Source organism: Bradyrhizobium viridifuturi (assembly GCF_001238275.1).
Classification (GTDB): domain Bacteria; phylum Pseudomonadota; class Alphaproteobacteria; order Rhizobiales; family Xanthobacteraceae; genus Bradyrhizobium; species Bradyrhizobium viridifuturi.
The window spans coordinates 83448-106989 of sequence record NZ_LGTB01000025.1 but is presented as its reverse complement, the minus strand read 5'-3'; the positions used below and the strand labels follow the sequence as shown (position 1 = coordinate 106989).

At 66.1% G+C, this 23542-nt stretch carries 24 protein-coding genes and 1 pseudogene; 14 read left to right on the top strand and 11 right to left on the bottom strand.

Annotated features, from left to right (window positions below; all coding sequences use genetic code 11):
* Window positions 1-13 precede the first annotated feature (13 nt).
* A complete protein-coding gene (gene pcaD, locus ALC15_RS22870; protein ID WP_050629199.1) occupies window positions 14-796 on the top strand; it encodes a 3-oxoadipate enol-lactonase in 783 nt (260 codons plus the stop codon).
* A gap of 102 nt (window positions 797-898) precedes the next feature.
* The gene (locus ALC15_RS22865; RefSeq protein WP_050629198.1) at window positions 899-1291 is read left to right on the top strand and encodes a carboxymuconolactone decarboxylase family protein; all 393 of its coding nucleotides are present in this window, start codon (window positions 899-901) and stop codon (window positions 1289-1291) included.
* On the opposite strand, the gene ALC15_RS22860 is transcribed toward ALC15_RS22865, so the two are convergent.
* Window positions 1271-1798 carry a hypothetical protein gene (locus ALC15_RS22860; RefSeq protein WP_050629197.1) on the bottom strand — a complete coding sequence of 176 codons (528 nt, stop codon included), beginning with the start codon at window positions 1796-1798 and terminating at the stop codon, window positions 1271-1273. The genes ALC15_RS22865 and ALC15_RS22860 overlap by 21 nt on opposite strands.
* 180 nt (window positions 1799-1978) lie before the next feature.
* Here ALC15_RS22860 and ALC15_RS22855 point away from each other — a divergent pair, with 180 nt between their 5' ends.
* From ALC15_RS22855 to ALC15_RS22825, 7 genes are all read left to right on the top strand, one after another.
* Window positions 1979-2737: a hypothetical protein gene (locus ALC15_RS22855; protein WP_050629196.1), complete on the top strand. Its 759-nt coding sequence runs from the start codon at window positions 1979-1981 to the stop codon at window positions 2735-2737.
* A 496-nt stretch (window positions 2738-3233) separates the two neighbouring features.
* Complete coding sequence (locus ALC15_RS22850; protein WP_050629195.1) at window positions 3234-4151, top strand: ABC transporter permease subunit; 918 nt, start codon at window positions 3234-3236, stop codon at window positions 4149-4151.
* A gap of 67 nt (window positions 4152-4218) precedes the next feature.
* Complete coding sequence (livM, locus tag ALC15_RS22845; RefSeq protein WP_200914685.1) at window positions 4219-5487, top strand: high-affinity branched-chain amino acid ABC transporter permease LivM; 1269 nt, start codon at window positions 4219-4221, stop codon at window positions 5485-5487.
* Window positions 5484-6317 (top strand): ABC transporter ATP-binding protein, encoded by an 834-nt coding sequence (locus ALC15_RS22840; protein ID WP_050629193.1) that lies wholly within the window; start codon window positions 5484-5486, stop codon window positions 6315-6317. The genes livM and ALC15_RS22840 overlap by 4 nt, the downstream gene beginning before the upstream one ends.
* Window positions 6314-7063 carry an ABC transporter ATP-binding protein gene (locus ALC15_RS22835; protein ID WP_050629192.1) on the top strand — a complete coding sequence of 250 codons (750 nt, stop codon included), beginning with the start codon at window positions 6314-6316 and terminating at the stop codon, window positions 7061-7063. Before ALC15_RS22840 ends, ALC15_RS22835 begins: the two co-directional genes overlap by 4 nt.
* A 155-nt stretch (window positions 7064-7218) precedes the next feature.
* A complete protein-coding gene (locus tag ALC15_RS22830) occupies window positions 7219-8337 on the top strand; it encodes a branched-chain amino acid ABC transporter substrate-binding protein (RefSeq protein ID WP_050629191.1) in 1119 nt (372 codons plus the stop codon).
* Window positions 8338-8454: 117 nt separating this feature from the next.
* Window positions 8455-9507, top strand: a complete 1053-nt coding sequence (locus ALC15_RS22825) for a P1 family peptidase (RefSeq protein ID WP_050629190.1) — start codon at window positions 8455-8457, stop codon at window positions 9505-9507.
* A 74-nt stretch (window positions 9508-9581) separates the two neighbouring features.
* Here the strand turns inward: ALC15_RS22825 and ALC15_RS22820 are convergent, their stop codons facing one another.
* Window positions 9582-10427, bottom strand: coding sequence for an EF-hand domain-containing protein (locus tag ALC15_RS22820; RefSeq protein WP_050629189.1), 846 nt, complete (start codon window positions 10425-10427; stop codon window positions 9582-9584).
* Window positions 10428-10677: 250 nt separating this feature from the next.
* Between ALC15_RS22820 and rpe the strand changes: the two are divergent.
* Window positions 10678-11378 (top strand): annotated as a pseudogene (rpe, locus tag ALC15_RS22815) (ribulose-phosphate 3-epimerase).
* Here rpe and ALC15_RS22810 read toward each other — a convergent pair.
* The 8 genes from ALC15_RS22810 to ALC15_RS22780 all read right to left on the bottom strand — a co-directional run bounded on the left by ALC15_RS22810 (window position 11375) and on the right by ALC15_RS22780 (window position 17188).
* On the bottom strand, window positions 11375-12820 hold the full coding sequence (locus ALC15_RS22810; protein ID WP_050629223.1) for a serine/threonine protein kinase: 1446 nt from the start codon (window positions 12818-12820) through the stop codon (window positions 11375-11377). The pseudogene rpe and the gene ALC15_RS22810 overlap by 4 nt on opposite strands.
* Window positions 12821-12839: 19 nt before the next feature.
* A complete protein-coding gene (locus ALC15_RS22805; protein WP_050629188.1) occupies window positions 12840-13580 on the bottom strand; it encodes a metallophosphoesterase family protein in 741 nt (246 codons plus the stop codon).
* 83 nt (window positions 13581-13663) lie between these two features.
* Window positions 13664-13936 (bottom strand): DUF7957 family protein, encoded by a 273-nt coding sequence (locus ALC15_RS22800; protein ID WP_050629187.1) that lies wholly within the window; start codon window positions 13934-13936, stop codon window positions 13664-13666.
* Window positions 13937-13998: 62 nt separating this feature from the next.
* Entirely contained in the window at window positions 13999-14592 is a 594-nt protein-coding gene (locus ALC15_RS22795; RefSeq protein ID WP_050629186.1) for a TetR/AcrR family transcriptional regulator, read from the bottom strand.
* Window positions 14589-14723, bottom strand: a complete 135-nt coding sequence (locus tag ALC15_RS47235) for a hypothetical protein (RefSeq protein WP_016843141.1) — start codon at window positions 14721-14723, stop codon at window positions 14589-14591. The genes ALC15_RS22795 and ALC15_RS47235 overlap by 4 nt, the downstream gene beginning before the upstream one ends.
* Before the next feature lie 398 nt (window positions 14724-15121).
* Window positions 15122-15730, bottom strand: a complete 609-nt coding sequence (locus tag ALC15_RS22790; protein WP_050629185.1) for a hypothetical protein — start codon at window positions 15728-15730, stop codon at window positions 15122-15124.
* Window positions 15723-16412, bottom strand: coding sequence for a DUF2135 domain-containing protein (locus ALC15_RS22785; RefSeq protein WP_021077822.1), 690 nt, complete (start codon window positions 16410-16412; stop codon window positions 15723-15725). Before ALC15_RS22785 ends, ALC15_RS22790 begins: the two co-directional genes overlap by 8 nt.
* The gene (locus ALC15_RS22780) at window positions 16409-17188 is read right to left on the bottom strand and encodes a MotA/TolQ/ExbB proton channel family protein (RefSeq protein ID WP_050629184.1); all 780 of its coding nucleotides are present in this window, start codon (window positions 17186-17188) and stop codon (window positions 16409-16411) included. Before ALC15_RS22780 ends, ALC15_RS22785 begins: the two co-directional genes overlap by 4 nt.
* Window positions 17189-17438: 250 nt before the next feature.
* Here ALC15_RS22780 and ALC15_RS22775 point away from each other — a divergent pair, with 250 nt between their 5' ends.
* The 4 genes from ALC15_RS22775 to ALC15_RS22760 all read left to right on the top strand — a co-directional run bounded on the left by ALC15_RS22775 (window position 17439) and on the right by ALC15_RS22760 (window position 22356).
* On the top strand, window positions 17439-18809 hold the full coding sequence (locus ALC15_RS22775) for a histidine kinase (RefSeq protein ID WP_050629222.1): 1371 nt from the start codon (window positions 17439-17441) through the stop codon (window positions 18807-18809).
* Between the two features lie 16 nt (window positions 18810-18825).
* Complete coding sequence (locus ALC15_RS22770) at window positions 18826-19479, top strand: response regulator (RefSeq protein ID WP_050629221.1); 654 nt, start codon at window positions 18826-18828, stop codon at window positions 19477-19479.
* 311 nt (window positions 19480-19790) lie between these two features.
* Window positions 19791-21098 (top strand): adenylosuccinate lyase, encoded by a 1308-nt coding sequence (gene purB, locus ALC15_RS22765; RefSeq protein ID WP_050629183.1) that lies wholly within the window; start codon window positions 19791-19793, stop codon window positions 21096-21098.
* 85 nt (window positions 21099-21183) lie between these two features.
* A complete protein-coding gene (locus ALC15_RS22760; RefSeq protein ID WP_050629182.1) occupies window positions 21184-22356 on the top strand; it encodes a M20 aminoacylase family protein in 1173 nt (390 codons plus the stop codon).
* 67 nt (window positions 22357-22423) lie between these two features.
* Here the strand turns inward: ALC15_RS22760 and ALC15_RS22755 are convergent, their stop codons facing one another.
* Window positions 22424-23452 (bottom strand): agmatine deiminase family protein, encoded by a 1029-nt coding sequence (locus ALC15_RS22755; protein ID WP_050629181.1) that lies wholly within the window; start codon window positions 23450-23452, stop codon window positions 22424-22426.
* Window positions 23453-23542 lie beyond the last annotated feature (90 nt).

Sequence of the window (23542 nt, the reverse complement as noted above, 5' to 3'; positions counted from 1 at the left end):
GGGGGACAACATAATGCCGATGATCAACGCCGACGGATGCCTGCTCAACGTCCAGGTCGATGGCCGCGACGGCGGACCGACCGTGATGCTGTCGAACTCGCTCGGCTGCACCTTGCAGATGTGGGAGCCGCAGATGAAGGCGCTGACGCAGATGTTCCGCGTCATCCGCTACGACCGCCGCGGCCACGGCAAATCCGGCGTGCCGGCCGGCCCCTACTCGATGGAGCGGTTCGGCCGCGACGTGCTGGCGATCCTCGACGACCTCAACATCGAGAAGGTGCATTGGTGCGGCCTGTCGATGGGCGGCATGGTCGGGCAATGGCTCGGCGCCAACGCTCCTGAAAGATTCAGCAAGTTCATCCTCGCCAACACCGCCTGCTATTATCCCGATCCGACCAACTGGCTGAACCGCATCAAGGCGGTGAAGGAAGGCGGCATCGCCGCGGTCGCCGACACCGTGATCGCGGGCTGGCTGACCGCTGACTTCCGCGAGCGCGAACCGGAAACCACGGCGCGCATGAAGGCGATGCTGCTCGCCTCTCCCGTCGAGGGCTATCTCGCCTGCTGCGAGGCGCTGTCGACGCTCGACCAGCGCGCCCTGCTGCCTGGGATCAAGAGCCCGACGCTGGTGATCGCGGGCAAGCAGGACATGGCGACGCCGGTGTCGGCGGGTGAAATGATCCGCAGCGGCATTCCCGGCGCCAGCATGACGCTGCTCGATGCCGCGCACATCTCCAATGTCGAGCAGTCGCACGCCTTCACCGAAGCCGTGGTCGGCTTCCTGACGCAACGGTAACCGCAAAGAGCGTCATTGCGAGGAGCGAAGCGACGAAGCAATCCACGTCTCCGCCAGCGGCGAAATGGATTGCTTCGGTCGCAATGACGAGGAGGAACTTCAATGGACGATAATCAGCGCCGCAACGACGGCATGACCCAGCGCCGCAAGGTGCTGGGCAATGAATGGGTCGACAAGTCGATCAAGAACCGCAATGCGTTCAACACCGACTTCCAGGACCTGATCACGCGCTACGCCTGGGGTGACATCTGGACCCGGCCGCATTTCGATCACCGCACCCGCCGCGTGCTCGTGATCGGCACCATGGTCGCGCTCGGCCAGTGGGACGAATTCCGCCTGCATGTGCGCGCCGCACTCAGCGAAGGCGACTTCACGCCCGACGACATCAAGGAGATCCTGCTGCAGCAGGCGATCTATTGCGGCGTGCCCGCGGCTAATCACGCCGTCAAGGAAGCCGGCGCGATCATTGCCGAGCTAGGGCTGCTGAAGGGATAGCCCGCTCGCCGGCGCCCCCGCCTCGACGGCAGGAGTCACGGCAGCTCGCTTCGGCGAGGTCTCGAACAGCATCACGATCGCGGTGCCGAGCAGCATCAGAAGCTCGGATGCATGCATCCGCATCGCTTCGATCTCGCCGACCTTGGAGGCCATCATCATGCTGGCGAAGCTCAGCACGCTGCCGAGGCAGAGCGCGACCGCAAGCGCCTCGTCGGCGCCGCTGCTGTTTCTGCGCAGCGGCGAGAACGCGGCCATCGCGAGGAACACCGCGAAGAACGCCACCACCGTGATCCGCGCCAGCGCCAACAGCCATGCGAGCCGCACCGTCGCCATCTTGCCGAGGTGCAAATAGTCGCTCGCATACAGCGCGATCGACACGCTCGGCCGCTCATAGAGGCCGTGGATCGGCGACACCATGATGCTGAACGCGATGATGGTCCAGACCGGAATGAAATAGGCCGCAAGCAGGGCGCCGTTGAAGGAGCTGATCCGCCAGTTGTTCGACATTGCCGCTTCCCGTGGTTCCAGCGCCGTTTGGATTGGCGACGGTTCAGCGTGCGAGGTAACGCCGATCGATTGCCGGCAGCAATTTAAACCCTTTGTTAAGGTTAAGCGCGGTGCGATGGTCCGGGATCGATGCGATCGGGCACGGCCAATATCCGCGCCGGCCAGCATAATGGGGGTAAAATGACTGAAAGAACCCGTGTTTTCGTCGCAACGCCCTGCTTCGGCGGCGATCTGAAGATGGCCTATGTGTTGTCAGTCCTGAAGCTTCAGGCTGCGGCCACGGCCCGGGGCATCGACATCGTGTTCCATCTGATCGGAAACGAATCGCTGATCGTGCGCGCCCGGAACGAGCTGGCCCACCAATTCCTCGCCTCCGGCGCCAGCCATCTCCTGTTCGTCGATGCCGATATCGGGTTCGAGCCCGAGTCCGTGTTCCGGCTGCTCGACTGCGGCGCCGACGTCTCGGCCGCGGCCTATCCGCTCAAGCACATCGATTGGGAAAAGGTGCAGCGGGCTGCGGACGCCAAGCGCAAGAACCTCGCCTCATCCTCGCTGGACTACGTCGTCACATGGGCGGGCGACCAGATCACGGCGCGCGGCGATGGCTTTGCCAAAGTCCGATATGCGGGAACCGGCTTCCTGATGATGAAACGATCTGCCCTCGTCCGGCTGTGCGACGCTCACCCCGAACTGAAATATCGGGCGAACCACAAGAGCAACGATCTGAACACCGGCAATCTGGTTCGCGCCGACCTCGACCGCGTGTCGCTGTTCGAATGCATGATCGACAAGACGACCGGCGAATATCTGTCCGAAGACTACGCATTCTGCCGGCGCTGGATCGACCTCGGCGGCGAGATCTGGCTCGACCTGCGCAGCGAGCTGACGCATTTCGGCTCATACGCCTTCCGCGGCCGCTTCGCCGATCAATTGGCCTGAACGACAGCGGCAGAAACAAATCGACTGGGCCTCGCCGCGCGGCGAGACCCTTTTTGTTGCAACTGCTCAATTGCCCAGCTGCTCACACCGGCCCGGATCCTGCGGCGCTGAGCTTCCGACCCGGGCTCTGCTTGCTCATTCTCTTATCAAGCTGGGGACAACACGTGCATCGGGACCGCAGCTGCTCCGGGAACACGGGTTCCGGCGCGATCATTGCAAAGCAACTGGGTCTCGGCCCCTGTGACATCGGAAGCGCACCCGCCAAAGTAGTTATGTACAAGGCCCTTTCTGCTGCTGCCATGCTGTTGCCGCCGCCGGGGTTCCGCTGTTAGAAAATACCGCGACGCGACGGACCAGGCTGCCGGGGGCCCTCGCCGCGTCAACCGCGACGTAGCGTTTTCGAGCGAAGTGGAGACCGGTTCGCGTGAAGACAACGCGTCCAAATCAAACCGAGAGCCCGTTCGGTTCTCAACCGAACAGGCTCTGACGGCAGCGCATGGATTATTTCGCCCAGCAACTGATCAACGGCCTCGTGCTCGGTTCGATCTACGGCCTGATCGCCATCGGCTACACGATGGTCTACGGCATCGTCGGCATGATCAACTTCGCCCATGGCGACATCTTCATGATCGGCGGCTTCATCGCGATGATCTCGTTCCTGGTGCTGGTGTCGCTCGGCCTCACCGCGATCCCGCTGATCCTGCTGATCGTGCTGCTGGTCTCGATGGTGATCACCGCGCTCTATGGCTGGACCATCGAACGCATCGCCTACCGGCCGCTGCGCCACTCGTTCCGCCTCGCGCCGATGCTGTCGGCGATCGGCATGTCGTTCGTGCTGACCAATTTTTCGCAGGTGTCGCAGGGCGCGAGGGTCAAGCCGGTGCCGCCGATCATCACCGGCGGCTACACGCTGCATGAAGGCTCCGAAGGCTTCGCCGTCCAGCTCTCCAACATCCAGATCGTGGTCGTGCTCGCGACCATCGTACTGCTCGCGCTGTTCACCTGGCTGGTCTCGCGCACCCGGCTCGGGCGCGACATGCGCGCCTGCGAGCAGGACCAGACCATGGCCGCACTGCTCGGCGTCGACGTCGACCGTACCATCTCGATGACCTTCGTGATCGGCGCCGCGCTCGCCGCCGTCGCCGGCATGATGTACCTGCTGTATTACGGGCTGGTCGATTTCTTCATGGGCTTCGTCGCCGGCATCAAGGCGTTCACCGCCGCGGTGCTCGGCGGCATCGGCTCGTTACCGGGCGCGATGCTCGGCGGGCTCGCGATCGGCCTGATCGAGACGTTCTGGTCGGCCTATTTCTCGGTGGAGTACAAGGACGTCGCCGCGTTCTCGATCCTGATCGTGGTGCTGATCTTCATGCCGACCGGCCTGCTTGGCCGTCCCGAAGTCGAAAAAGTCTGACAGGCACTTCGTGAGCGCGACCTCAGCCCGCCCCTCGCACGCCGCGCAGCCTTCGGGCAGCGCCTTCATTCTCAAGAAAGCCCTGATCAGCGCCGCCGTCGCGCTGGTGCTGTTCTCGCTGATGATCGGCATCCGCACCGAGGCCGGGCCGCAGGGCGGCCTGATCTACTGGACGCGGTTCGGCGACCTCGCCGCCCTCGTCGGCACCGTGTTCGGCGGCAGCATCATCATCGAGCTGCTGCGGCAATGGTGGGGACCGGTCGACAAGGAACACATTGTCCCAAAGCCGGTGCAGGCCGCGATGTCGTTCGCCGGGCGCTGGCTGGCACCGGCGCTCCTGGTGTTCGCCTTCCTGGTGCCCGTGATCTTCTACAATCAGCGTTACATTCTCGACCTGTCGATCCTGGTCCTGACCTATGTGATGCTCGGCTGGGGACTGAACGTCGTGGTCGGGCTCGCCGGCCTGCTCGACCTCGGCTATGTCGCCTTCTATGCGGTCGGCGCCTATTCCTACGCGCTGCTGGCCACCAATTTCGGATTGTCGTTCTGGGTCTGCCTGCCGCTCGCCGGCATCCTGGCGGCGTTCTGGGGCGTGCTGCTCGGCTTCCCGGTGCTGCGGCTGCGCGGCGACTATCTCGCGATCGTCACGCTCGCCTTCGGCGAGATCATCCGTCTCGTCATAATCAACTGGCAGAGCCTGACCGGCGGCCCCAACGGCGTCTCCGGCATCCCGCGCCCGACCCTGTTCGGCATCCCGCTCGACAACAGCGATGACGGGCTTGCCGCCAAGCTCGGCATAGATTTCTCGCCCACCCACCGCATCGTCTTCCTGTTCTACCTGATCCTGGCGATGGCGCTGCTCACCAACTGGGTGACGATCCGGCTGCGCCGGCTGCCGATCGGCCGCGCCTGGGAGGCGCTACGCGAGGACGAGGTGGCCTGTCGCGCGCTCGGCATCAACGTCACCACGACCAAGCTCACCGCGTTCGCGACCGGTGCGATGTTCGGCGGCTTCGCCGGCGCCTTCTTCGCCACGCGGCAGGGCTTCATCAGCCCGGAATCCTTCACCTTCCAGGAATCGGCGCTGGTGCTTGCCATCGTCGTGCTCGGTGGCATGGGCTCGCAGCTCGGCGTCGCGCTGGCGGCGCTGACCATGATCGGCGGCTTCGAGCTGTTCCGTGGTTTCGATCAGTATCGCATGCTGGTGTTCGGCATCGCGATGGTACTGTTGATGATCTGGCGGCCGCGCGGGCTGATCGGCCATCGCGCGCCGACCGTGTTCCTGGAGCGCAACCAGGCGATCTCGTCCGACCTCGTCAAGGAGGGCCACGGATGAGCGGCGACCCCATCCTCACCGTCGACCGCCTGATGATGCGCTTCGGCGGCATCGTCGCGGTCAACGAGCTCTCCTTTACCGCCGAGCGGCGCAAGATCACTGCGCTGATCGGCCCGAACGGCGCCGGCAAGACCACGGTGTTCAACTGCATCACCGGCTTCTACCGGCCGAGCGGCGGCGCGATCCGCCTCACCAATGACGACGGCCGCACCATGCAGCTCGAGCGGCTCGGCGATTTCCGCATCACCAAGCAGGCCAAGGTGGCGCGCACCTTTCAGAACATCCGCCTGTTCCCCGGCATGACCGCGCTGGAAAACCTGATGGTCGCCCAGCACAACGCGCTGATGCGCGCCTCGGGCCTGACCTTGCTCGGCCTGATCGGCGCGCCGTCCTGGCGTGCGGCCGAGGAGCGCGCCATAGAACTGGCGCGGACCTGGCTCGATCGTGTCGGCCTGCTCTCACGCGCCGACGATGCCGCCGGCAATCTCGCCTATGGCGACCAGCGTCGGCTCGAAATCGCACGCGCAATGTGCACCGAGCCCGTGCTGCTCTGCCTCGACGAGCCGGCGGCTGGCCTCAACGCGCGCGAGAGCGGCGGGCTCAACGAGCTGCTGCTGTCGATCCGCAACGAACAGGGCACCTCGATCCTCTTGATCGAGCATGACATGTCGGTCGTGATGGAGATCTCCGACCACGTCGTGGTGATGGACTACGGCGTCAAGATCGCCGAAGGCTCGCCGCAGGCGGTGCGCGACGACCCCAAGGTGATCGCCGCCTATCTCGGCGCCGACGAGGAAGAGGCGATCGCCGTGATGGAGAGCGGTACGTGAGCGCGACAGCGGCAACCACTCCCCTGCTCGCGGTGCGCGGCGTGCGTGCGGCATATGGCAAGATCGAGGCGCTGAAGGGCGTCGACATCGAGATCAATCGAGGGGAGATCGTCGCGCTGATCGGCGCCAACGGCGCCGGCAAGTCGACGCTGATGATGACGATCTTCGGCCGGCCGCGCGCCCGCGCCGGCACCATCGAGTATGACGGCCGCGACATCACCGGCGTGTCGACCCACGAGATCGCGCGGCTGCGCATCGCGCAATCGCCGGAAGGCCGGCGGATCTTTCCGCGGATGAGCGTCGCGGAAAACCTGCAGATGGGCGCCGACGCCACCGAATGCAGCGAGGCCGAGCGCGAGGCCGGGCTGGAGCGCGTGTTCGCGCTGTTTCCGCGCCTGAAGGAGCGCATCGCGCAGCGCGGCGGCACGCTGTCCGGCGGCGAGCAGCAGATGCTGGCAATCGGCCGCGCCTTGATGAGCCGGCCCCGCCTGTTGATGCTGGACGAGCCCTCGCTCGGCCTGGCGCCGCTGATCGCGCGGCAGATCTTCGACGCCATCCGCACGCTGAACCGGCAGGACGGCCTCACCGTGCTGATCGTCGAGCAGAACGCCAACCATGCGCTGAAGCTCGCCCATCGCGGCTATGTCATGGTCAACGGCCTGATCACGCTGTCCGGAACCGGCGGCGAATTGCTGCAGCGCCCGGAAATCCGCGCCGCCTATCTGGAAGGCGGCCGCCACGGCTAGCTGCACGTTCCGTGCCGCCGTTGCAGCTGATGTAGCGTCGATTTGCCTGAAAATTGCCGGTGACTTCGCCGCGAAACCAGCCGAGAATGCCCGCGGTTTTGGGGCCCGGCGTGCCGGGCCCCTCCGCAAGAGGCAACGACCACGAGGGACGTCTCATGAAATCACTGAAGCTGATCGGCCTGGCATTGGGCGCTTCGTTCGCATTGTCGGCGAGCGCATTCGCGCAAGATATCACTATCGCAGTCGCGGGCCCGATGACGGGCTCCGAATCCGCTTTCGGCCGGCAGATGAAGAACGGCGCCGAGCAGGCGGTCGCCGACATCAACGCCGCCGGCGGCGTGCTCGGCAAGAAGCTCGCGCTGGAAGCCGACGACGATGCCTGCGATCCGAAGCAGGCGCGCTCGATCGCGGAGAAGATCGGCTCCTCGAAGATCCCGTTCGTGGCCGGCCATTTCTGCTCGTCGTCGTCGATCCCGGCCTCCGAGGCCTATGCCGACGCCAACGTCCTGCAGATCACCCCGGCCTCGACCAACCCGCTGTTCACCGAGCGCAAGCTCTGGAACGTGGCGCGCGTCTGCGGTCGTGACGACCAGCAGGGCCTGGTCGCCGCCGACTACATCATGAAGAACTTCAAGGGCAAGAACGTCGCGATCCTGAATGACAAGACCACCTACGGCAAAGGCCTCGCCGACGAGACCAAGAAGGCGCTGAACAAGGCCGGATTCCAGGAGAAGATGTTCGAGTCCTACAACAAGGGCGACAAGGACTTCAACTCGATCGTCTCGCGCCTGAAGCGCGACAACATCGATCTGGTCTATGTCGGCGGCTACCATCAGGAAGCCGGCTTGATCCTGCGCCAGATGCGCGACCAGGGCCTGCAGACCATTCTGATGGCGGGCGACGCCATGAACGACAAGGAGTTCGCCTCGATCACCGGCCCGGCCGCCGAGGGCACGCTGTTCACCTTCGGTCCCGATCCGCGCAACAAGCCGACCGCAAAGGCGATCGTCGAGAAGTTCAAGAGCAAGAACATCGACCCCGAAGGCTACACGCTCTACACCTACGCCGCGATGCAGGTGTGGACGCAGGCCGTCGCCAAGGCCGGCACTACCGACGCCAAGAAGGTGATGGAGACCATCAAGGCCGGCGATTGGGACACCGTGCTCGGCAAGATGGGCTTCGACGCCAAGGGCGACATCAAGGCGATCGACTACGTCGTCTACAAGTGGGACGCCAAGGGCAACTACACCGAGATCAACCCGAAGGGCTCCTGAGCCTCTCACGCCTGATCCGATCAGAGACACGAAACGCCCCGGTTCGCCGGGGCGTTTTTTTGACCAGGGAGCTGCAAGTGTTACCGCAAGTCGCCGCTCACCTACGCGCGACGGTTGATGCATCCGCCGCGGCTGCTATACCGGATCGATCGGACAGCAGGCGGACGGACGCATCGTGAAAACCTTCTCACCGATATTGCCGGCGTTGCCGTCGGCCACGCCGACGACACCGTGATTGCCTCCGGCGTCACCGCGATCCTGTTCGAGCGGCCGGCGGTGGCCTCGATCGATGTCCGCGGCGGCGGTCCCGGCACCCGCGAGGACGCGCTGCTTGCCCCGCATAATGTCGTCGAGGCGATCGACGCCATCACGCTGTCCGGCGGCTCCGCGCTCGGGCTCGATGCGGCCGGCGGCGTGCAGGCCTGGCTTGCCGAGCGCGGCCGCGGCTTTCGCATCCGCGATGCGGTGATCCCGATCGTGCCCGGCGCGATCTGCTTCGACCTGCTCAACGGCGGCAACAAGGCATGGGGGCGCTTCCCGCCCTATCGCGACCTCGGTTATGCGGCTGCTAATGCCGCCTCCGACGACTTCGAACTCGGCAGCGTCGGCGCCGGCATGGGCGCGACAACAGCCAACCTCAAGGGTGGCCTCGGCTCGGCGTCGGCCACGACCGACGACGGCGTGAAGGTCGCGGCGCTTGCGGTGGTCAACGCGGTCGGCAGCGTCACGGTCGGCAGCGGCCCGTGGTTCTGGGCGGCGCCGTTCGAAGTCGACGGCGAGTTCGGCGGGCGCGGCCTGCCGCCATCGTTCACACAGGACATGCTGAAGCCGCGGCTGAAGGGCGGCGCGGACGCCACCGCGGCCGAGAACACCACGCTCGTCGTTGTCGTGACCGACGCGCAATTGACGAAACCGCAGGCGCGGCGGCTGGCGATGATCGCACAGACCGGCATGGCGCGCGCGATCTACCCGGTGCACGCCCCGCTCGATGGCGATGTGGTGTTTGCCGCCGCCACCGGCGCCAAGCCGATCGATCCACTGTTCGGGCTGACCAAACTCGGCGCGATCGCCGCCAATACGGTGGCGCGCGCGATCGCCCGCGGCGTCCATTCAGCGACCGCCCTGCCCTTCCCCGGCGCGTTGCCGAGCTGGCGGGACCGGTTCGGCTAGGGCCGCGAAGGCAGTGTGCTCCCTCGCCCGTTCTTACGGGGAGAGGCGTGGCGCTCGCGGTCGTACCGCCTCAGTTACGCGCTGACCGAAACCGATGACGAAGCCTGTGCCGAGATCGCCTGCGACTGGCGCTGGATCAGCTGCTCGATGAAATTGTAGGACGACGTCGCATTGCTGCCGGCGGAGGACGAATTCGTGCTGCCGGTGGTGGACGCCGAGGCTGGGGTGGTCATCGACACCTTGGAGCCGTCGGCATAGGTCGTCGTCGTCGTGGTCGAGCCGTCGCTGTTGGTCACCGAGGTCGAGGTGGCACCGTTCAGCGCCTGCATCAGGGGATCGGAGCTCGATCCGCCCGAGCCGCTGCTGGAGCCGGATCCATCGGTGGAGCCGCTCTCCATGTGATGGTGATGATGGCCGCCGCCCTTGTGGCCCTGCAGCGCCTGCGACATCTCGCCGAGGCTGACGCTGCCGTCGCCATTCTTGTCGAGCTTGGAGAACACGTCGTCGGCCTGCGCGACGTTGGTGCCGCCGGCGCCGAGCGCGTTCTCGAATTCGGTCTTGGTGATCTGGCCGTTGCCGTCGGCGTCGATCAGCGAGAACAGGTCCTTCAGCGCATCCGACCGGCTGGTCGGCGTTGTGCTGGTTGAAGTCGTGCCGGTTGAAGCCGCGCCGGTTGAAGCGGTCGCCTGGCTCTGCGCGTCGAGCAGCGCGCTCATGGTCTGCGGCGAAATCTGCGGGGTGCCGGCGCCCGATCCGGCGCTGGTGCTGCTGCTCGACGTCGATGTCATGGTCGAAAGGTCGAACAGCCCGGCGGTCTGATTTCCCTGAGTGGAGCTGCCGGTCTGCGTCGTCGATTTCGACGACATCAGCGAGCTCAAAAGGTCGACGGCGGATGACGCAGCGCCAATGGCAAATAACATGGCAATACTCCAACAAGGCCGCGCCTGGCGGCTCAAACGCTGCCATTGGCGGAGCAAGGGGCGTGCCATGGCAAAAACCCAATAAAACCAGGCCTTCGCGCACCGCTGCAGGTTCCGCGTACCCGGCAAGACCTGCCACCGGCGGCAGAATTTTCCGGCTTCCGGCCGCCGTCCGCTCGCATTGCCCGCCACGCCTGCGCATGTTAGGCGGGATCACCCGTCGCCCCCTGAAGTCTTTCGGAACTGCGCTATGACTCAGTCATTCACCCCGCGTCCCCTCGTCATCGCTCCGTCGATCCTGGCGTCGGATTTCTCAAAGCTCGGCGAGGAGGTCCGCGCCGTCGACCAGGCCGGCGCCGACTGGATCCATCTCGACGTGATGGACGGGCATTTTGTCCCCAACATCTCGTATGGCCCCGACGTCATCAAGGCGATGCGGCCGCACACCAAGAAGGTGTTCGACGCCCATCTGATGATCTCGCCCTGCGACCCCTATCTGGAGCCTTCGCCAAGGCGGGCTGCGACCACATCACGGTGCATGCCGAGGCCGGCCCGCATCTGCATCGCTCGCTGCAGGCGATCCGCGCGCTCGGCAAGAAGGCCGGCGTCTCGATCAATCCGGCGACGCCGGCGAGCGCGATCGAATATGTGCTCGACCTGATCGACCTCGTGCTGGTGATGTCGGTCAATCCCGGCTTCGGCGGCCAGGCCTTCATCCGCTCGGCGATCGGCAAGATCTCCGACGTCAGGGCGATGGTCGCGGGCCGCCCGATCGACATCGAGGTCGATGGCGGTGTCGCGCCCGACGTCGCGGGCCAGCTCGCCGCCGCCGGCGCCAACGCCTTCGTCGCGGGTTCCGCGGTGTTCAAGGGCGGCACGCTCGAGGCCTACAAGACCAACATCGCCGCGATCCGCAATGCCGCGGCCGACGCGCGCGGCGAAGCGATCTAGAACAAAGCGGGCGGCGGCGGCGCGGCATCCGCCGCGGCGTCGCCCGCATCCGTCGCCGGCGTCAGCCGCGACGGCCGCACCACCGTCACCGTGCACGGCGCTTCCCCGGCGACCTGGGCAGACACGCTGCCGAGCAGTGCTCGCCGCATCGAGTTCTGCCGCGCGCCGATGATGATGTGATCGACCAGATTGACCGCGGCGAATTCCAGGATGGCGGCGGCCGGATCGATCGCCTCCAGCACATGCACGGTCAGCCGCCCCTCGGCGAGCCGGAACGGCCGCGCCCAATGCTGCAACGCGACCAGCCGGTCGACATGCTTGTTCTGGCCCTGCTCGTCATGGCTGCGGTCGATCGCCAGGCGATTGAGCTTCAGCACGTTGACGCAGGCGAGCCGCGCCGACGGCGAGGTCGACAGCACCTGCTCGGCGGTGACGCGGATGGTCTCGTTCAGCGCCTCGGTCTCCTCGCCGAGATCGAGCGCGACGGCAACGATCGGGCTCGATGCGAGCTGCACCGCGACGTCGGACTTCGGCTGCGGCGGCGCCGCGCCGAGATTGAAACGGCGGCGCCACACCGTGCTCAGCGGATCGCGCTTGAGCCGCTGTGCCCGCGCCGTCAGCTTGACCTGCTCGGGATGGCCGAGATCGAACGCAAGCTGCGCCGCGGTGGGATAGCGCGCGACGGGGTCGATCTCCAGACAGCGCAGCACGATCTCCTGCAGCCACAGCGGATAGTCCGGCCTGAGCTCGCGCGGCGGATGCGGATCGCGCCACAGCCGCCGGCGCATGCCGCGCAGGGTCTCGCTCTCGCCGAACGGGCGGACGCCGGTGGTGAAGAAATAGAGCAGCACGCCGAGCGAAAACAGGTCGCTGCGCGGATCGTCGCGCACCCCGAGCAGGCGCTCCGGCGCCATGTAGGGCGCGGTGCCGTAAGGCAGCCGAAACTCCTCCTGCAGCAGGTCGGGCAGATGCTGGTGATGCGAGAGGCCGAAGTCGATCAGCACCGCCTCGCCGCGTTCGCGGAACATGACGCTGCTCGGCTTGATGTCGTGATGGATGACGTTCTGCCGGTGCAGGCTGGCGAGCGCGGCGGCGACCTTGCCGCAGATCACCCTTACCTCGTCATACGGCAACGGCAGCTTGTCGATCTGCTTGTAGAGGGTTTGGCCCGGGATGCGCTCCATCACCACATAGGCCTGGCGCTCGAAATCGCCGGTGCCGAAACAGGCCGGCACGTGCGGCCCCGACAGCCGCGGCAGGATCATCTGCTCCATTTCGAAGCTGACGATCGCGGCCGGATCCTCACCTTCCGAGGTGAGCGGCACCTTCATCAGCAGCGGCACGTTGATGCCCGGATGGGTGACGGTCCACAGCGTCGCCATGCCACCGCGGTGCACGCGCTCGCCGATGGTGAAGCCATCGAGCTCGGCGCCCGGCTGCATGGTCAGCGCCGCCACCGCGTCACCTGCCGAGCGGCAGGCGATCGGCCAGCCACAGCGGCAGGCCGTTCGCCTTGATCCGCGCCGCGGCGGTCGCGACGTCGTAGGGCACGCGATGATAGGTGATCTCGCGGCTTGTCGTGTCGAACATCGCGAACGATGCGGCCGGATCGCCGTCGCGCGGCTGGCCGACCGAGCCGAGCACCGCAAGCCAACGTCGCCCGGTCAGAAGCTGTACGGGCATGCCCGAAGTCGGGACGAAGCTCGTCATCTTCGCCGTCGAGGACATCGAGTAGAGGCCGGGACGATGGATGTGGCCGCAGAAGGTGATCTGCAATTCGGTCGCCATCATGCTCCGGGCGGCATCTGACGTGTCGCGGATATAGCGCCATTTCGCCGGGTCGGAGGCCTCGGAATGCACATAGAGACGGTTGTCCTCCTCGCGCAGGATCGGCAAGCCGGCGAGGAAGGCCTTCTGCTCGGCGCTGAGCCGGCCGCGGGTCCAGTCGATGGCGGCCTGCGCATCGGCATTCATGCTGTCGCTGGGCACGCCGATCGCATTGTCATGATTGCCCCGCACTGCGACTGCGCCCTTGCCGACGAGGTCCATCACCGTGTCGACGGCCCATTCGGGATCGGCGCCATAGCCGACGATGTCGCCGAGGCAGATCAGCCGCTCGGCACCGCGCGCCCGCGCGGCATCCAGGCAGGCGGCGAAGGCCTGCCGGTTGGCATGAATATCGGCAAAGAGTGCGAGGCGCATGGTTGTTGGCAGTCGAGCCCGGAAAGGCGAACCTGATCTTGACGGACATCAAGCACGCGCGGCCCGGAGGCCGCAACGGGGCACTATTTGCTGAATTCGGACTTGATGGTGGCGCCGCTAACGGAATCAAGCCAAATCGCCCATCCGCTCCACGTGCTGGCGCGCATACAACCCCCGCCCAGCACAACGTCGACAAATCGGTCCGGGCCGGTGTGGTGAGGTAGCGCGGCTCGCCAGCGCAACGAACCGTCAGGGTCAAAGCATGCGAGATTTTCCGCGCGATAGGCATCCGCTGCGCCGTCGAACAGGACGACACGACCATCGGTCAGATCGAGGGATTTGATCACATCGCTCATCGTGCCACTTCAGGCCGGTTGCCAGCATGACCGCGCTCTTCGCCGGTCGCCGGAACCATGAGCTAGTGCTTGCACACCCGCACGCCCCGCAGCAGCAGGGCGATCAGGGCGTCGATCCGGGACGGGCATTCCGGCTTGGCCCATTCCTCGGCATGCGCCGGGTGATGGTAGCGGACGGTCGCGTCGAACACGGCGCGCGCCGTCGCCTTGACGTTGTCGATCTCGAATTCCCCCTGCGCGATACCGTCGGACAGGATTTTCGCGATCAGGTCGACCTGCTTGTCCTTGTAGGCTTCCACCACCTCGCGCGCGTCCTGCGCCAGCGCCAGGTAGGTCGCGAACATCTCCGGATCGTCACAGACCTTCTTCTGCTTGATGGTGAAGGCGGTGCGCAGCCATTTCTCCAGCCGCTCCGGCGCCGGGCCGTCGGCCGCTGCGAGCTTGCACAGCGGCTCGTTGGCGCGGTCCAGCCAGCGTTTTGCCACTGCGTCGCGCAGCGAGGCCTTGCTGGGAAAATGGCGGTAGACGCTGCCGTGGCTGACATCCAGCGCGCGGGCCACGTCGACAACGGTGGCCTTGGTCAACCCGTAGCGTCTCAAGACATCCTCAGTTGCCTCGAGGATCCGCTCGGGTGTCAAAACCACCGCCTCGTTCATGCGTTTACCGTCTGGTTATCGCTGTCCTGCCCGCGGGTGAACTTGGCGGCCTGGGCTGCCAAATGGCGGGCGACGCGAAGGTTGAGCCACTGTTGAATCTGGGCGGTCAATTGAAAGATTTCTATCGTCATGGAGGTAGTCCTTCGAGGTAGTCAAATTAAGTACGGCTTCCCCGGCCAAACGCCGGAACAGCCACTGGGCGCCCTCCTCCCTTGGGCTGGTGAGTATATACACCATCTCGCTGACAGATTTCAATATCTGTCAGCGAGACGGTGTGAGATGACAGCCATGCACGGAGCGCGGCCTCGCTGGAAAATTCCGATGGGAACTGGGAGCGGAATCGAAAGGGGCCGCTTCACGCAGCGGCCCCTTTGCCGGGAAAATGGCTTCGGGATAAAATCTAGCCCCGGTTAGAAGTTAGATTACACCGAGCTGACCGTTGGCGGGATTCCGGATCACTACTGTCCACCCCGCTGACCGATTATTGGCGATCCCTACTTTTATGCCATCCTGGTTGGGACGCCCCGTCCTAGCGCTGCTCGTCCTTGGGGGGCATCCGGGGCGGCGGCAGAGGCGTGAAGACCGATCCCTGCGCACCGGCCGGCGGGGCCACGAACGTCCCCGTCGTGGAATCGCCGCCAGTGGTCTCCACGATCGTCTTCGGCGTGATGTACTCCCTGACGAAGTCCATGATGGTCCCGTCGCCGCCGCCGAAATCCGCCGCCCGCCCGCCCTGCGGGTGCCCGGCCTTGATCTCGTTGTCGGCGGTATGGGTCTGCTCGGCCAAGGCGTCGCTGTAGGGAATGCGGAAGGCGCGCGGCACCGCGCTCGGCCGGTTGTCCTCGTCGAGCTCCTCGACCCACAGATAGATCGAGCCCGGATCGCCCTCCAGCGAATGCGGCTCCACGATCCGTGTCGACAGCAGCTTGAAGTTCGCCGGCAGCTTCTCCGCAGAGGCCCAGCCGAGCAGGCCGCGCATCCCGCCGAAGCTGACGAAGTAGAAGGCGCTGGTCACGACGATGACGACCGCCTTCAGCGACCAGTGCAGCCGCGCATAGACCAGCACGATCAAGAGCAGCGCCCCTACCACGGCGTAGGCGACCGCAAGCGTGAGGATGATTGATTGCAGACTAATCACGACGGAGCACCCTCACGCCGGATCTTGGGACGCCGGTGTTCGGATCGAGGTCGGCGCCGTTGCGCCAACTGCTGCGGAAGGTCTCGAGCAGCGATTTCGGCCGCCGGTCGACGTTGATCACCTTGCCCTCCGCGTCGAGACGAAACCGCACCGCCGTCTTCTCGTCGCCGGTGTGGTCGACGGTCAGCTTGTCGTCGAAGATCACCTGCGCCGTCGGATTGAGCTTCTGCACCTTCACATTGGCCTGCACCGGCTCGCCGGTCGTCGCCTGGAAATGCGAGACGTTGACGGTGTATTCGCCGGCGACGACGCCGCGCAGGGTGACGATCTCCTCGCGGATCGGCGACGCGATCTTCTTGCCGTTGACCACGATGAAGTCGTTGGCGCCGCCGCGGTCGTCGCGGTCGAGCGTCAGAAAACCGGCCTCGCGATGCCGGTACCAGGCGATGTTGCCGGCCGGATCCTGCACGAACAGGTCGAGATCGTCGGGGTGGTTGTCGGGCCAGTCCATCGTGATGATGAACTCCGCCTTGGATTCGATCTTGCCGTCCTTGGAGTCCGGCGACACCGCAAGCAGCGCCAGGAAGAACAGGAAGGCGATCACCTGCAGCGCCTTGAACAGCATGACGCCGAGCGGATCGAACGGCTCCTCGCGCGGATAGAGACCGAACTCGTCCATCATGGCGGCGTACCAAGGGACGTATCAAGGCGACGTTCGAGGGCCGGCGTGACGTGGGTCTCGGTCAGCACGACGGCGTCGGAGAACACCCGCTGGGTCGCGGAATCCAGCATGTAATACTGGATGCGGACCAGGATAGACCCGATCAGCCCGGCCAGCGTCGTGTACATCGCGACCGCCATGCCGTCGCTCATCAGGCCCATCGACGATTTCATCGCCACCTTGTCGGCGGCATCGAGCGAGGCGATCGGCGCCAGCATGATGATGAAACCGATGATGGTGCCGAGCAGGCCGAGCTTCATCAGCGTGTCGGAGACGAAGGCGCCGAAGCCGTTGGAGCCGCGCAGGCGGTCGGCCAGCGTCCGCAGCAGCAGCGTCTGGTCGATACGGCCTTTGGCCTGCGCGTCGGCCTTCTGCACCAGGCTCTTGATGTGATCGGTGACGAGGCCACGCGGCAAGCCGCGCGCATCCGACAGAAGCGCCTTCGTGCCGTCGGGCGCGGCGAGGATCGTGCGGCAGGACCGCGCCACCTCGCCTTCCCGCGCGATCGCCCGCGTCCGCCAGAAGCAATGGATGCAGGTCACGACGTAGAGAACGGCGATGACGCTGGAAATGTAGGTGCGGTCGGAACTGACCATCAGGCGGATCAGCCCGTAGCGCCACAGCAGGAAGGCAGCGAAGAGCGAAAGGCCGGTGAAGATCATCCAGAGCAGCAGGACGCTGCGCTCCGCCGCGTCCGTGCCGGCCGGTGCGGCCGCAGCCTCGACCTTGGCGTCCATGCTGCGCTAGCTCCCTGTAACGGTTGTTCCGCGAGGCCCGCGTGAGAACCCCGCTGATGGTTAGAGCAGAGCCGGCAGGCGCCGTCCAAAGACTTCTGCCCAAGTTTCGTCGGGCAAATTTCCCGACCTGCACAGCCTGGCACGCTTGCGATTGGCGGGGAACAGCGGTGCTGTTAGCATCGCGCCGCCCATTTCAGCATGAGGCCGCATCACGCTTGGTCGGCTCATGCTCCGGCCGTGGAGTGATCGCATGCGCCTCGTGCTTCAACTGGTCGCCCGCCTGCTCGTCATCGTCGCGCTGTGCCTTGGCGCCGCCACCGTCTGGGCCACGATCGACGCCTATCGCAGCGTCGATCGCGCCACCGAGGCGTCCGCCGGCCGGGTCTCGCAGGCATTGGAGGCGCTGTACTGGCGTGAATTGCTGCTGCGCAGCAACCGGATGCGCGAACAACTGCTGCCAGCGCCGGACTGGCGCACCATCGAGACCATGGGCCTGATCGCCCCCGGGATCTGCGTGCAGTTCGAACCGGCCGGCGCCTTCGAGAAGCCGCTCTGCGGCCAGAGCAAGGGGATCGGCAAGGCGCCGCCGCGCTGGTTCGCGGCAACCGTGCAGACCGTGCTCGGCGAGCACGCCACCGTCGAGCGGCCGATCAGCGCCCGTGCCGCGACCGCGGGAACCGTCCGTGCCATCTCCGATCCGGACGCCGCGATCGCGCTCGCCTGGCAGCACATCCTTGACAACATCCATGTCGCGCTCTTGATGGCGCTCGCCATCGCGCTGCTCGCTTCGCTCGCCATCGCGCATACGCTGGCGCCCGCCCACTCGATCGTGTCGGCGCTGCGCCGCATGGCCGACGGCGAGTACCGCACGCCGTTGCCGCGCGTCCGCTCGATGGAGCTTGCGATGATCGGGCGCGCTGTCGGCGATCTCGGCGATCGCCTGGCGCAGGCCGAGGAGGAGCGCACGATGCTGACGCGGCGCCTGCTCGAAATCCGGAGCGACGAACGCCGCGCGCTGGCCCGCGAGCTGCACGACGAGTTCGGCCAGAACCTCACCGCGATCCTGGCGTTCGCCAACACGATCGAGGCGAGCTCTGGGGACAAATACGCCGCCGGTACGGAAATCGCGCAGGACGCGCGGATGATCTCGCAGGCGACGCGCCGCATCATCGCCTGCCTGCGCGACACGTTGAACCGGCTGCGCCATCCGCCGGCGGAGGAGCTCGGGCTGGAGGCAAGCCTGGTCGATCTCGTCGACAGCTGGCGGTCGCGCGCGACGCAGCCGATGATCCAGCTCGATTTGCAGGGCGACCTCGCCGACATCAGCGGCACGGTAGCCGTAACGGCCTATCGGGTGGCGCAGGAATGCCTGACCAATGCGCTGCGCCACAGCGACGCGCGCGAGATCGTGCTGCGGATCGAACGACGAACCGGAACCGAGAACGCGCTGCTGGTGCGGGTCGAGGACGACGGCGGCGGCGATGCCGCCAAGGTGGCGCAGTCGGCAGGCTTCGGCCTCACCGGCGTCAGCGAGCGCGTCGCCGCACTCGGCGGTTCGCTGTCGATCGCGCGCGCCAGCCGCGGCCTCTCCGTCGCCGCCACGATCCCGCTCGCCGCCTGAGATGACGACCGCGAAGATGACAGTCGTGAAGACTCGGGGAATCTCGATCCTGCTGGTGGACGACCATCCCGTGGTCCGTCAGGGCTACCGGCGCGTGCTCGAGCATCAGGACGATTTCAGCGTGGTCGCCGAGGCCGACAACGCCGCCAATGCCTATCGCGCGTTCAAGTCGCACGGGCCTGACGTGGTGGTGATGGACATCTCGATGCCGGGCGCGAGCGGGCTGGAGGCGATCCGCAACATCCGCGCGCGCGATGCCGACGCCCGCATCCTGGTCTTCAGCATGCACAGCGAGGCGGCCCAGGTGAAGGCGGCGTTCGCTGCCGGCGCCTCCGGCTTCGTCACCAAGGGCAGCGAGCCGGCCGAGCTGATCGCGGCGATCCGCTCGGTGGCGCGCGGCGAGCACGCGATGAGCGACGACGTCGCGCGGGTGCTCGCGCTGGAGAGCCTGGTGCCGACCAAATCGGCGCTCGACCAGCTCGGCGAGCGAGAGATCGAAATTCTCCGGCAGTTCGCGGCGGGCAGCACCAAGGAGCAGATCGCCGCCAACCTCAACCTCAGCACCAAGACCGTGCAGAACTACCACTATCTGATCAAGGCCAAGACCGGCCTGCGGACCGACGCCCAGCTGGTCCGCCTCGCCGTCGAATGCGGCCTGGCGAACCTCTAACCGCTCCCTCCCCCCGTTCTTACGGGGAAAGGGTTGTGGTGAGGGGCTATCTCCGCGAAGACGCTGACAGCCGAGTTCGCGGAGGCTCCCCCTCACCCGGAACGCATCTGGCGATGCGTTCCGGCCTCTCCCCGCAAGCGGGGCGAGGCGAAGCAAGGCCGGGGCTACGGACCGCCGATTTCGGCCGGTTTTCCCCGCCAAATGCCCCGAAAAGGTGGCTTCGCCCGGCCCGATTTGCTAAAGCGCAGCGTAAAAACAAATTGGCCGGAGCGCGTTCTGCGCGCCCCGCCCCGTCCGATTCGGAGTTCTCGATGATCCCCCGCTATACCCGCCCGGAAATGGCCTCCATCTGGGAGCCCCAGACGCGTTTCAAGATCTGGTTCGAGATCGAGGCGCATGCCGCCGACGCGCTGGCCGAGCTCGGCGTGATCCCAAAGGAAGCCGCCAGGACGATCTGGGCCAAGGGCAAGGATGCCACCTTCGACGTGGCGCGGATCGACGAGATCGAGCGTGAGACCAAGCACGACGTCATCGCCTTCCTGACCCATCTCGCCGAGATCGTCGGCCCCGAGGCGCGCTTCGTGCACCAGGGCATGACCTCCTCCGACGTGCTCGACACCTGCCTCAATGTCCAGCTCAAGCGCGCCGCCGATCTCCTGATCGCCGATCTCGACCGGGTGCTGGCGGCGCTGAAGACCCGCGCCTTCGAGCACAAGATGACGCCGACCATCGGCCGCTCCCACGGCATCCATGCCGAGCCGGTCACCTTCGGCCTCAAGCTCGCCTATGCCCATGCCGAGTTCGCCCGCGCCCGCGCCCGCCTGGTCGCCGCGCGCGACGAGATTTCGACCTGCGCGATTTCGGGCGCGGTCGGCACCTTTGCGCAGATCGATCCGCGGGTCGAAGAGCACGTTGCGAAAGCGATGGGCCTGCGGCCCGAGCCGGTCTCGACCCAGGTGATCCCGCGCGACCGCCACGCGATGTATTTTGCCACGCTCGGCGTGATCGCCGCCTCGGTCGAACGGCTCGCGGTGGAGGTGCGCCATCTGCAGCGCACCGAGGTGCTGGAAGCCGAGGAGTTCTTCTCCGAGGGCCAGAAGGGCTCGTCGGCGATGCCGCACAAGCGCAATCCGGTGCTGTCGGAAAACCTCTCCGGCCTGTCGCGCATGGTGCGCGCCTATGTGACGCCGGCGCTGGAGAACGTCGCGCTCTGGCACGAGCGCGACATCTCGCATTCCTCCGCCGAGCGCATGATGGGCCCCGATGCCACCGTCACGCTCGACTTCGCGCTGGTCCGGCTCGCCGGCCTGATCGAGAAGCTCCTGGTCTATCCGCAGAACATGCAGAAGAACCTCGACCGGCTCGGCGGCCTGGTGCATTCGCAGCGCGTGCTGATCGCGCTGACCCAGAAGGGCGCCAGCCGCGAGGACGCCTACAAATTCGTGCAGCGCAATGCGATGCCGGTGTGGCGCGGCGAAGGCGACTTCCAGACGCTGCTGAAGAACGACCCCGACGTGAAGAAATACATGACCGATGCCGAGATCGAGGAGAAGTTCGACCTCGGCTATCACCTCAAGCATGTCGACACGATCTTCAAGCGGGTGTTCGGCGAGGCCTGAGCGAGGCCGCCATTCCCACGTGACATCGCGGCGGGTTGCGCTACGCTGACCCGCCCTACGCAATCACAAGAAACGGACGCTTCCCATGCCCATCGTCAATCGCGTTGCCGCCCTCTCGGATGAAATGGCCGCCTGGCGCCATGACTTCCACGAGAACCCCGAATTGCTCTACGAGGTGCACCGCACCGCGGGCATTGTCGCCGACAAGCTGCGCGAGTTCGGCTGCGACGAGGTGGTGACGGGGATCGGGCGCACCGGCGTGGTCGGCGTGATCCGCGGCCGCAAGAACGGCTCGGGCAAGACCATCGGGCTGCGCGCCGACATGGACGCGCTGCCGATCGTGGAGGCCGCCGACGTGCCCTACGCCTCGAAGGTCCCCGGCAAGATGCACGCCTGCGGCCATGACGGCCACACCGCGATGCTCTTGGGCGCTGCGAAATACCTGACCGAGACGCGCAATTTCGACGGCACCGCGATCGTGATCTTCCAGCCCGCCGAGGAAGGCGGCGCCGGCGGCAAGGCGATGGTCGACGACGGGCTGATGACCCGCTGGGGCATCCAGGAGGTCTACGGCCTGCACAACATGCCCGGCCTGCCCGAGGGCTATTTCGCGACCACCCCGGGCCCGATGCTCGCCTCGTCGGACACCTTGAAGATCGTCGTGCGCGGCAAGGGCGGCCACGCCGGCGCCGCGCCGCACGAGGCGATCGACAGCGTCCTGATCGGCGCCCAGATCATCAGTGCGCTGCAATCGATCGTGTCGCGCAATCTCGACCCGCTGAAGTCCGCGGTGATCTCGATCACGATGTTCGAGGCCGCAAATGCATTCAACGTGATCCCCGAGATCGTCACGCTGGGTGGCACCGTGCGCACGCTCGATCCCGGCGTGCGCGACATGGTCGAGCGCCGGATCGGCGAGGTCGCCTCCAGCATCGCCAAGGCCTATGGCGGATCGGCCGAGACAGACTATGGGCGCATGTATCCGGTGACGCTGAACCATGCGCATCAGGCCGGCATCGCCGCCGAGATCGCCCGCGACGTGGTCGGCGCCGACCGCGTCAATGACAATCTGGTGCCGGTCATGGGCGCCGAGGATTTCGCGTTCATGCTGGAAGCGCGCCCCGGCGCGTTCGTCTTCCTCGGCATGGGCGACGGCCCGATGTGCCACCACCCGGCCTACAAGTTCAACGACAACATCCTCGGCCACGGCGCCTCCTACTGGGTGCGCCTGGTCGAGAAGCAGATGCCGGCGGGCTAGCGCCGCTTGTACAGTTGATGAACGGCGAATGGCCCGGCCGCGATCCATCGCGGCCGGGCCATTCACGTCATGAACGCGGCTGCTGTTGCGTGGTGCAGTGAATGCCGCCGCCGCCGGCGGCGATGCCGTCGATGTTGAGCTGAATGATTTCCCTGTCCGCAAACAGCTCCCGCAGGATATCGCGCGCATTGCGGTCGGCAGCCGCATCGCCGAATTCCGGGGCGATCACGGCGCCGTTGCAGACGTAGAAATTGATGTATCCGGCAGCGAAGTCCTTCGTGCCGTGCTTGGGGCGCACTGTCGACGGGCCCTGCAACACCACGATGTCGAGATGCCGGCCCTTCGCGTCGACCGCGCCGCGCAGCAGATCGAGGTGCCGCCTGGTCACCGCGTGATCGAACGACGACGGATCTGGCTCGAGGCCGGCCACGACGACGCCTGGACCGGCAAATCGTGCGTAGAAATCGGTATGTCCGTCGGTGATGTCCTTGCCGGCGATGCCGGGCAGCCAGATCACCTTGTCGAGCCCGAGCAGGCGCGATAATTCGGCCTCGCATTTCTCCCTGGAGACACCAGGATTGCGATTGGGGTTGAGCACACAGCTCTCGGTGATGATCGCAGTCCCCTCACCATCGACTTCGATCCCGCCGCCTTCCAGCACCAGTCCGGCCTTGACGAACGTCGCGTTCGCCGCACGGGCCACGTGCCCTGCGATCTCGGCATCAAGCGCATGGCGCTGCTTGTTGCCCCAGCCGTTGAAGTTGAAACCGATCGCGCCAAGCTGTCCCGAATTGTCGCGCACAAACACCGGACCGGTGTCGCGCATCCACACGTCATCGATCGCTCGAATGACGAGGCTGACCGAGGGGCCGCAGAGCCGCGCGGCTATCTCGCGGTCCTCGTCGCGCACCAGCATGTTGACGCGTTCGTAGGCCGCAATCGCCTTGGCGATGCCGGCGAGATTTTCCCGCGCGACGGGAAGCAGCTTGCCGCCCCAGATCGCCGCGCTGGCGCCGAACGCCATCCAGGTCGCGGCATGCGGCGCGCCCTCGTCCGGCATCCGCCAGTTCGCATTGTCCCGCGCAATATCGTCCACGAGATCCCGGCCGCGATGGCCCTCCCGGCTTCAACGCCAGATTAGCGCCGTCGCCAACCCGACGCCACGACCTGACGGTGATCCGCTCGC

Excerpts from the sequence above, each read along its gene's own strand:
- pcaD (WP_050629199.1), top strand. The coding sequence starts at position 14 with ATGCCGATGATCAACGCCGACGGATGCCTGCTCAACGTCCAGGTCGAT.
- ALC15_RS22865 (WP_050629198.1), top strand. The coding sequence starts at position 899 with ATGGACGATAATCAGCGCCGCAACGACGGCATGACCCAGCGCCGCAAG.
- ALC15_RS22860 (WP_050629197.1), bottom strand. The coding sequence starts at position 1,798 with ATGTCGAACAACTGGCGGATCAGCTCCTTCAACGGCGCCCTGCTTGCG.
- ALC15_RS22855 (WP_050629196.1), top strand. The coding sequence starts at position 1,979 with ATGACTGAAAGAACCCGTGTTTTCGTCGCAACGCCCTGCTTCGGCGGC.
- ALC15_RS22850 (WP_050629195.1), top strand. The coding sequence starts at position 3,234 with ATGGATTATTTCGCCCAGCAACTGATCAACGGCCTCGTGCTCGGTTCG.
- ALC15_RS22840 (WP_050629193.1), top strand. The coding sequence starts at position 5,484 with ATGAGCGGCGACCCCATCCTCACCGTCGACCGCCTGATGATGCGCTTC.
- ALC15_RS22830 (WP_050629191.1), top strand. The coding sequence starts at position 7,219 with ATGAAATCACTGAAGCTGATCGGCCTGGCATTGGGCGCTTCGTTCGCA.
- ALC15_RS22825 (WP_050629190.1), top strand. The coding sequence starts at position 8,455 with ATGCATCCGCCGCGGCTGCTATACCGGATCGATCGGACAGCAGGCGGA.
- ALC15_RS22820 (WP_050629189.1), bottom strand. The coding sequence starts at position 10,427 with ATGTTATTTGCCATTGGCGCTGCGTCATCCGCCGTCGACCTTTTGAGC.
- ALC15_RS22810 (WP_050629223.1), bottom strand. The coding sequence starts at position 12,820 with ATGCAGCCGGGCGCCGAGCTCGATGGCTTCACCATCGGCGAGCGCGTG.
- ALC15_RS22805 (WP_050629188.1), bottom strand. The coding sequence starts at position 13,580 with ATGCGCCTCGCACTCTTTGCCGATATTCATGCCAACCGGCAGGCCTTC.
- ALC15_RS22800 (WP_050629187.1), bottom strand. The coding sequence starts at position 13,936 with ATGAGCGATGTGATCAAATCCCTCGATCTGACCGATGGTCGTGTCGTC.
- ALC15_RS22795 (WP_050629186.1), bottom strand. The coding sequence starts at position 14,592 with ATGAACGAGGCGGTGGTTTTGACACCCGAGCGGATCCTCGAGGCAACT.
- ALC15_RS47235 (WP_016843141.1), bottom strand. The coding sequence starts at position 14,723 with ATGACGATAGAAATCTTTCAATTGACCGCCCAGATTCAACAGTGGCTC.
- ALC15_RS22785 (WP_021077822.1), bottom strand. The coding sequence starts at position 16,412 with ATGATGGACGAGTTCGGTCTCTATCCGCGCGAGGAGCCGTTCGATCCG.
- ALC15_RS22780 (WP_050629184.1), bottom strand. The coding sequence starts at position 17,188 with ATGGACGCCAAGGTCGAGGCTGCGGCCGCACCGGCCGGCACGGACGCG.
- ALC15_RS22775 (WP_050629222.1), top strand. The coding sequence starts at position 17,439 with ATGCGCCTCGTGCTTCAACTGGTCGCCCGCCTGCTCGTCATCGTCGCG.
- ALC15_RS22770 (WP_050629221.1), top strand. The coding sequence starts at position 18,826 with ATGACAGTCGTGAAGACTCGGGGAATCTCGATCCTGCTGGTGGACGAC.
- purB (WP_050629183.1), top strand. The coding sequence starts at position 19,791 with ATGATCCCCCGCTATACCCGCCCGGAAATGGCCTCCATCTGGGAGCCC.
- ALC15_RS22760 (WP_050629182.1), top strand. The coding sequence starts at position 21,184 with ATGCCCATCGTCAATCGCGTTGCCGCCCTCTCGGATGAAATGGCCGCC.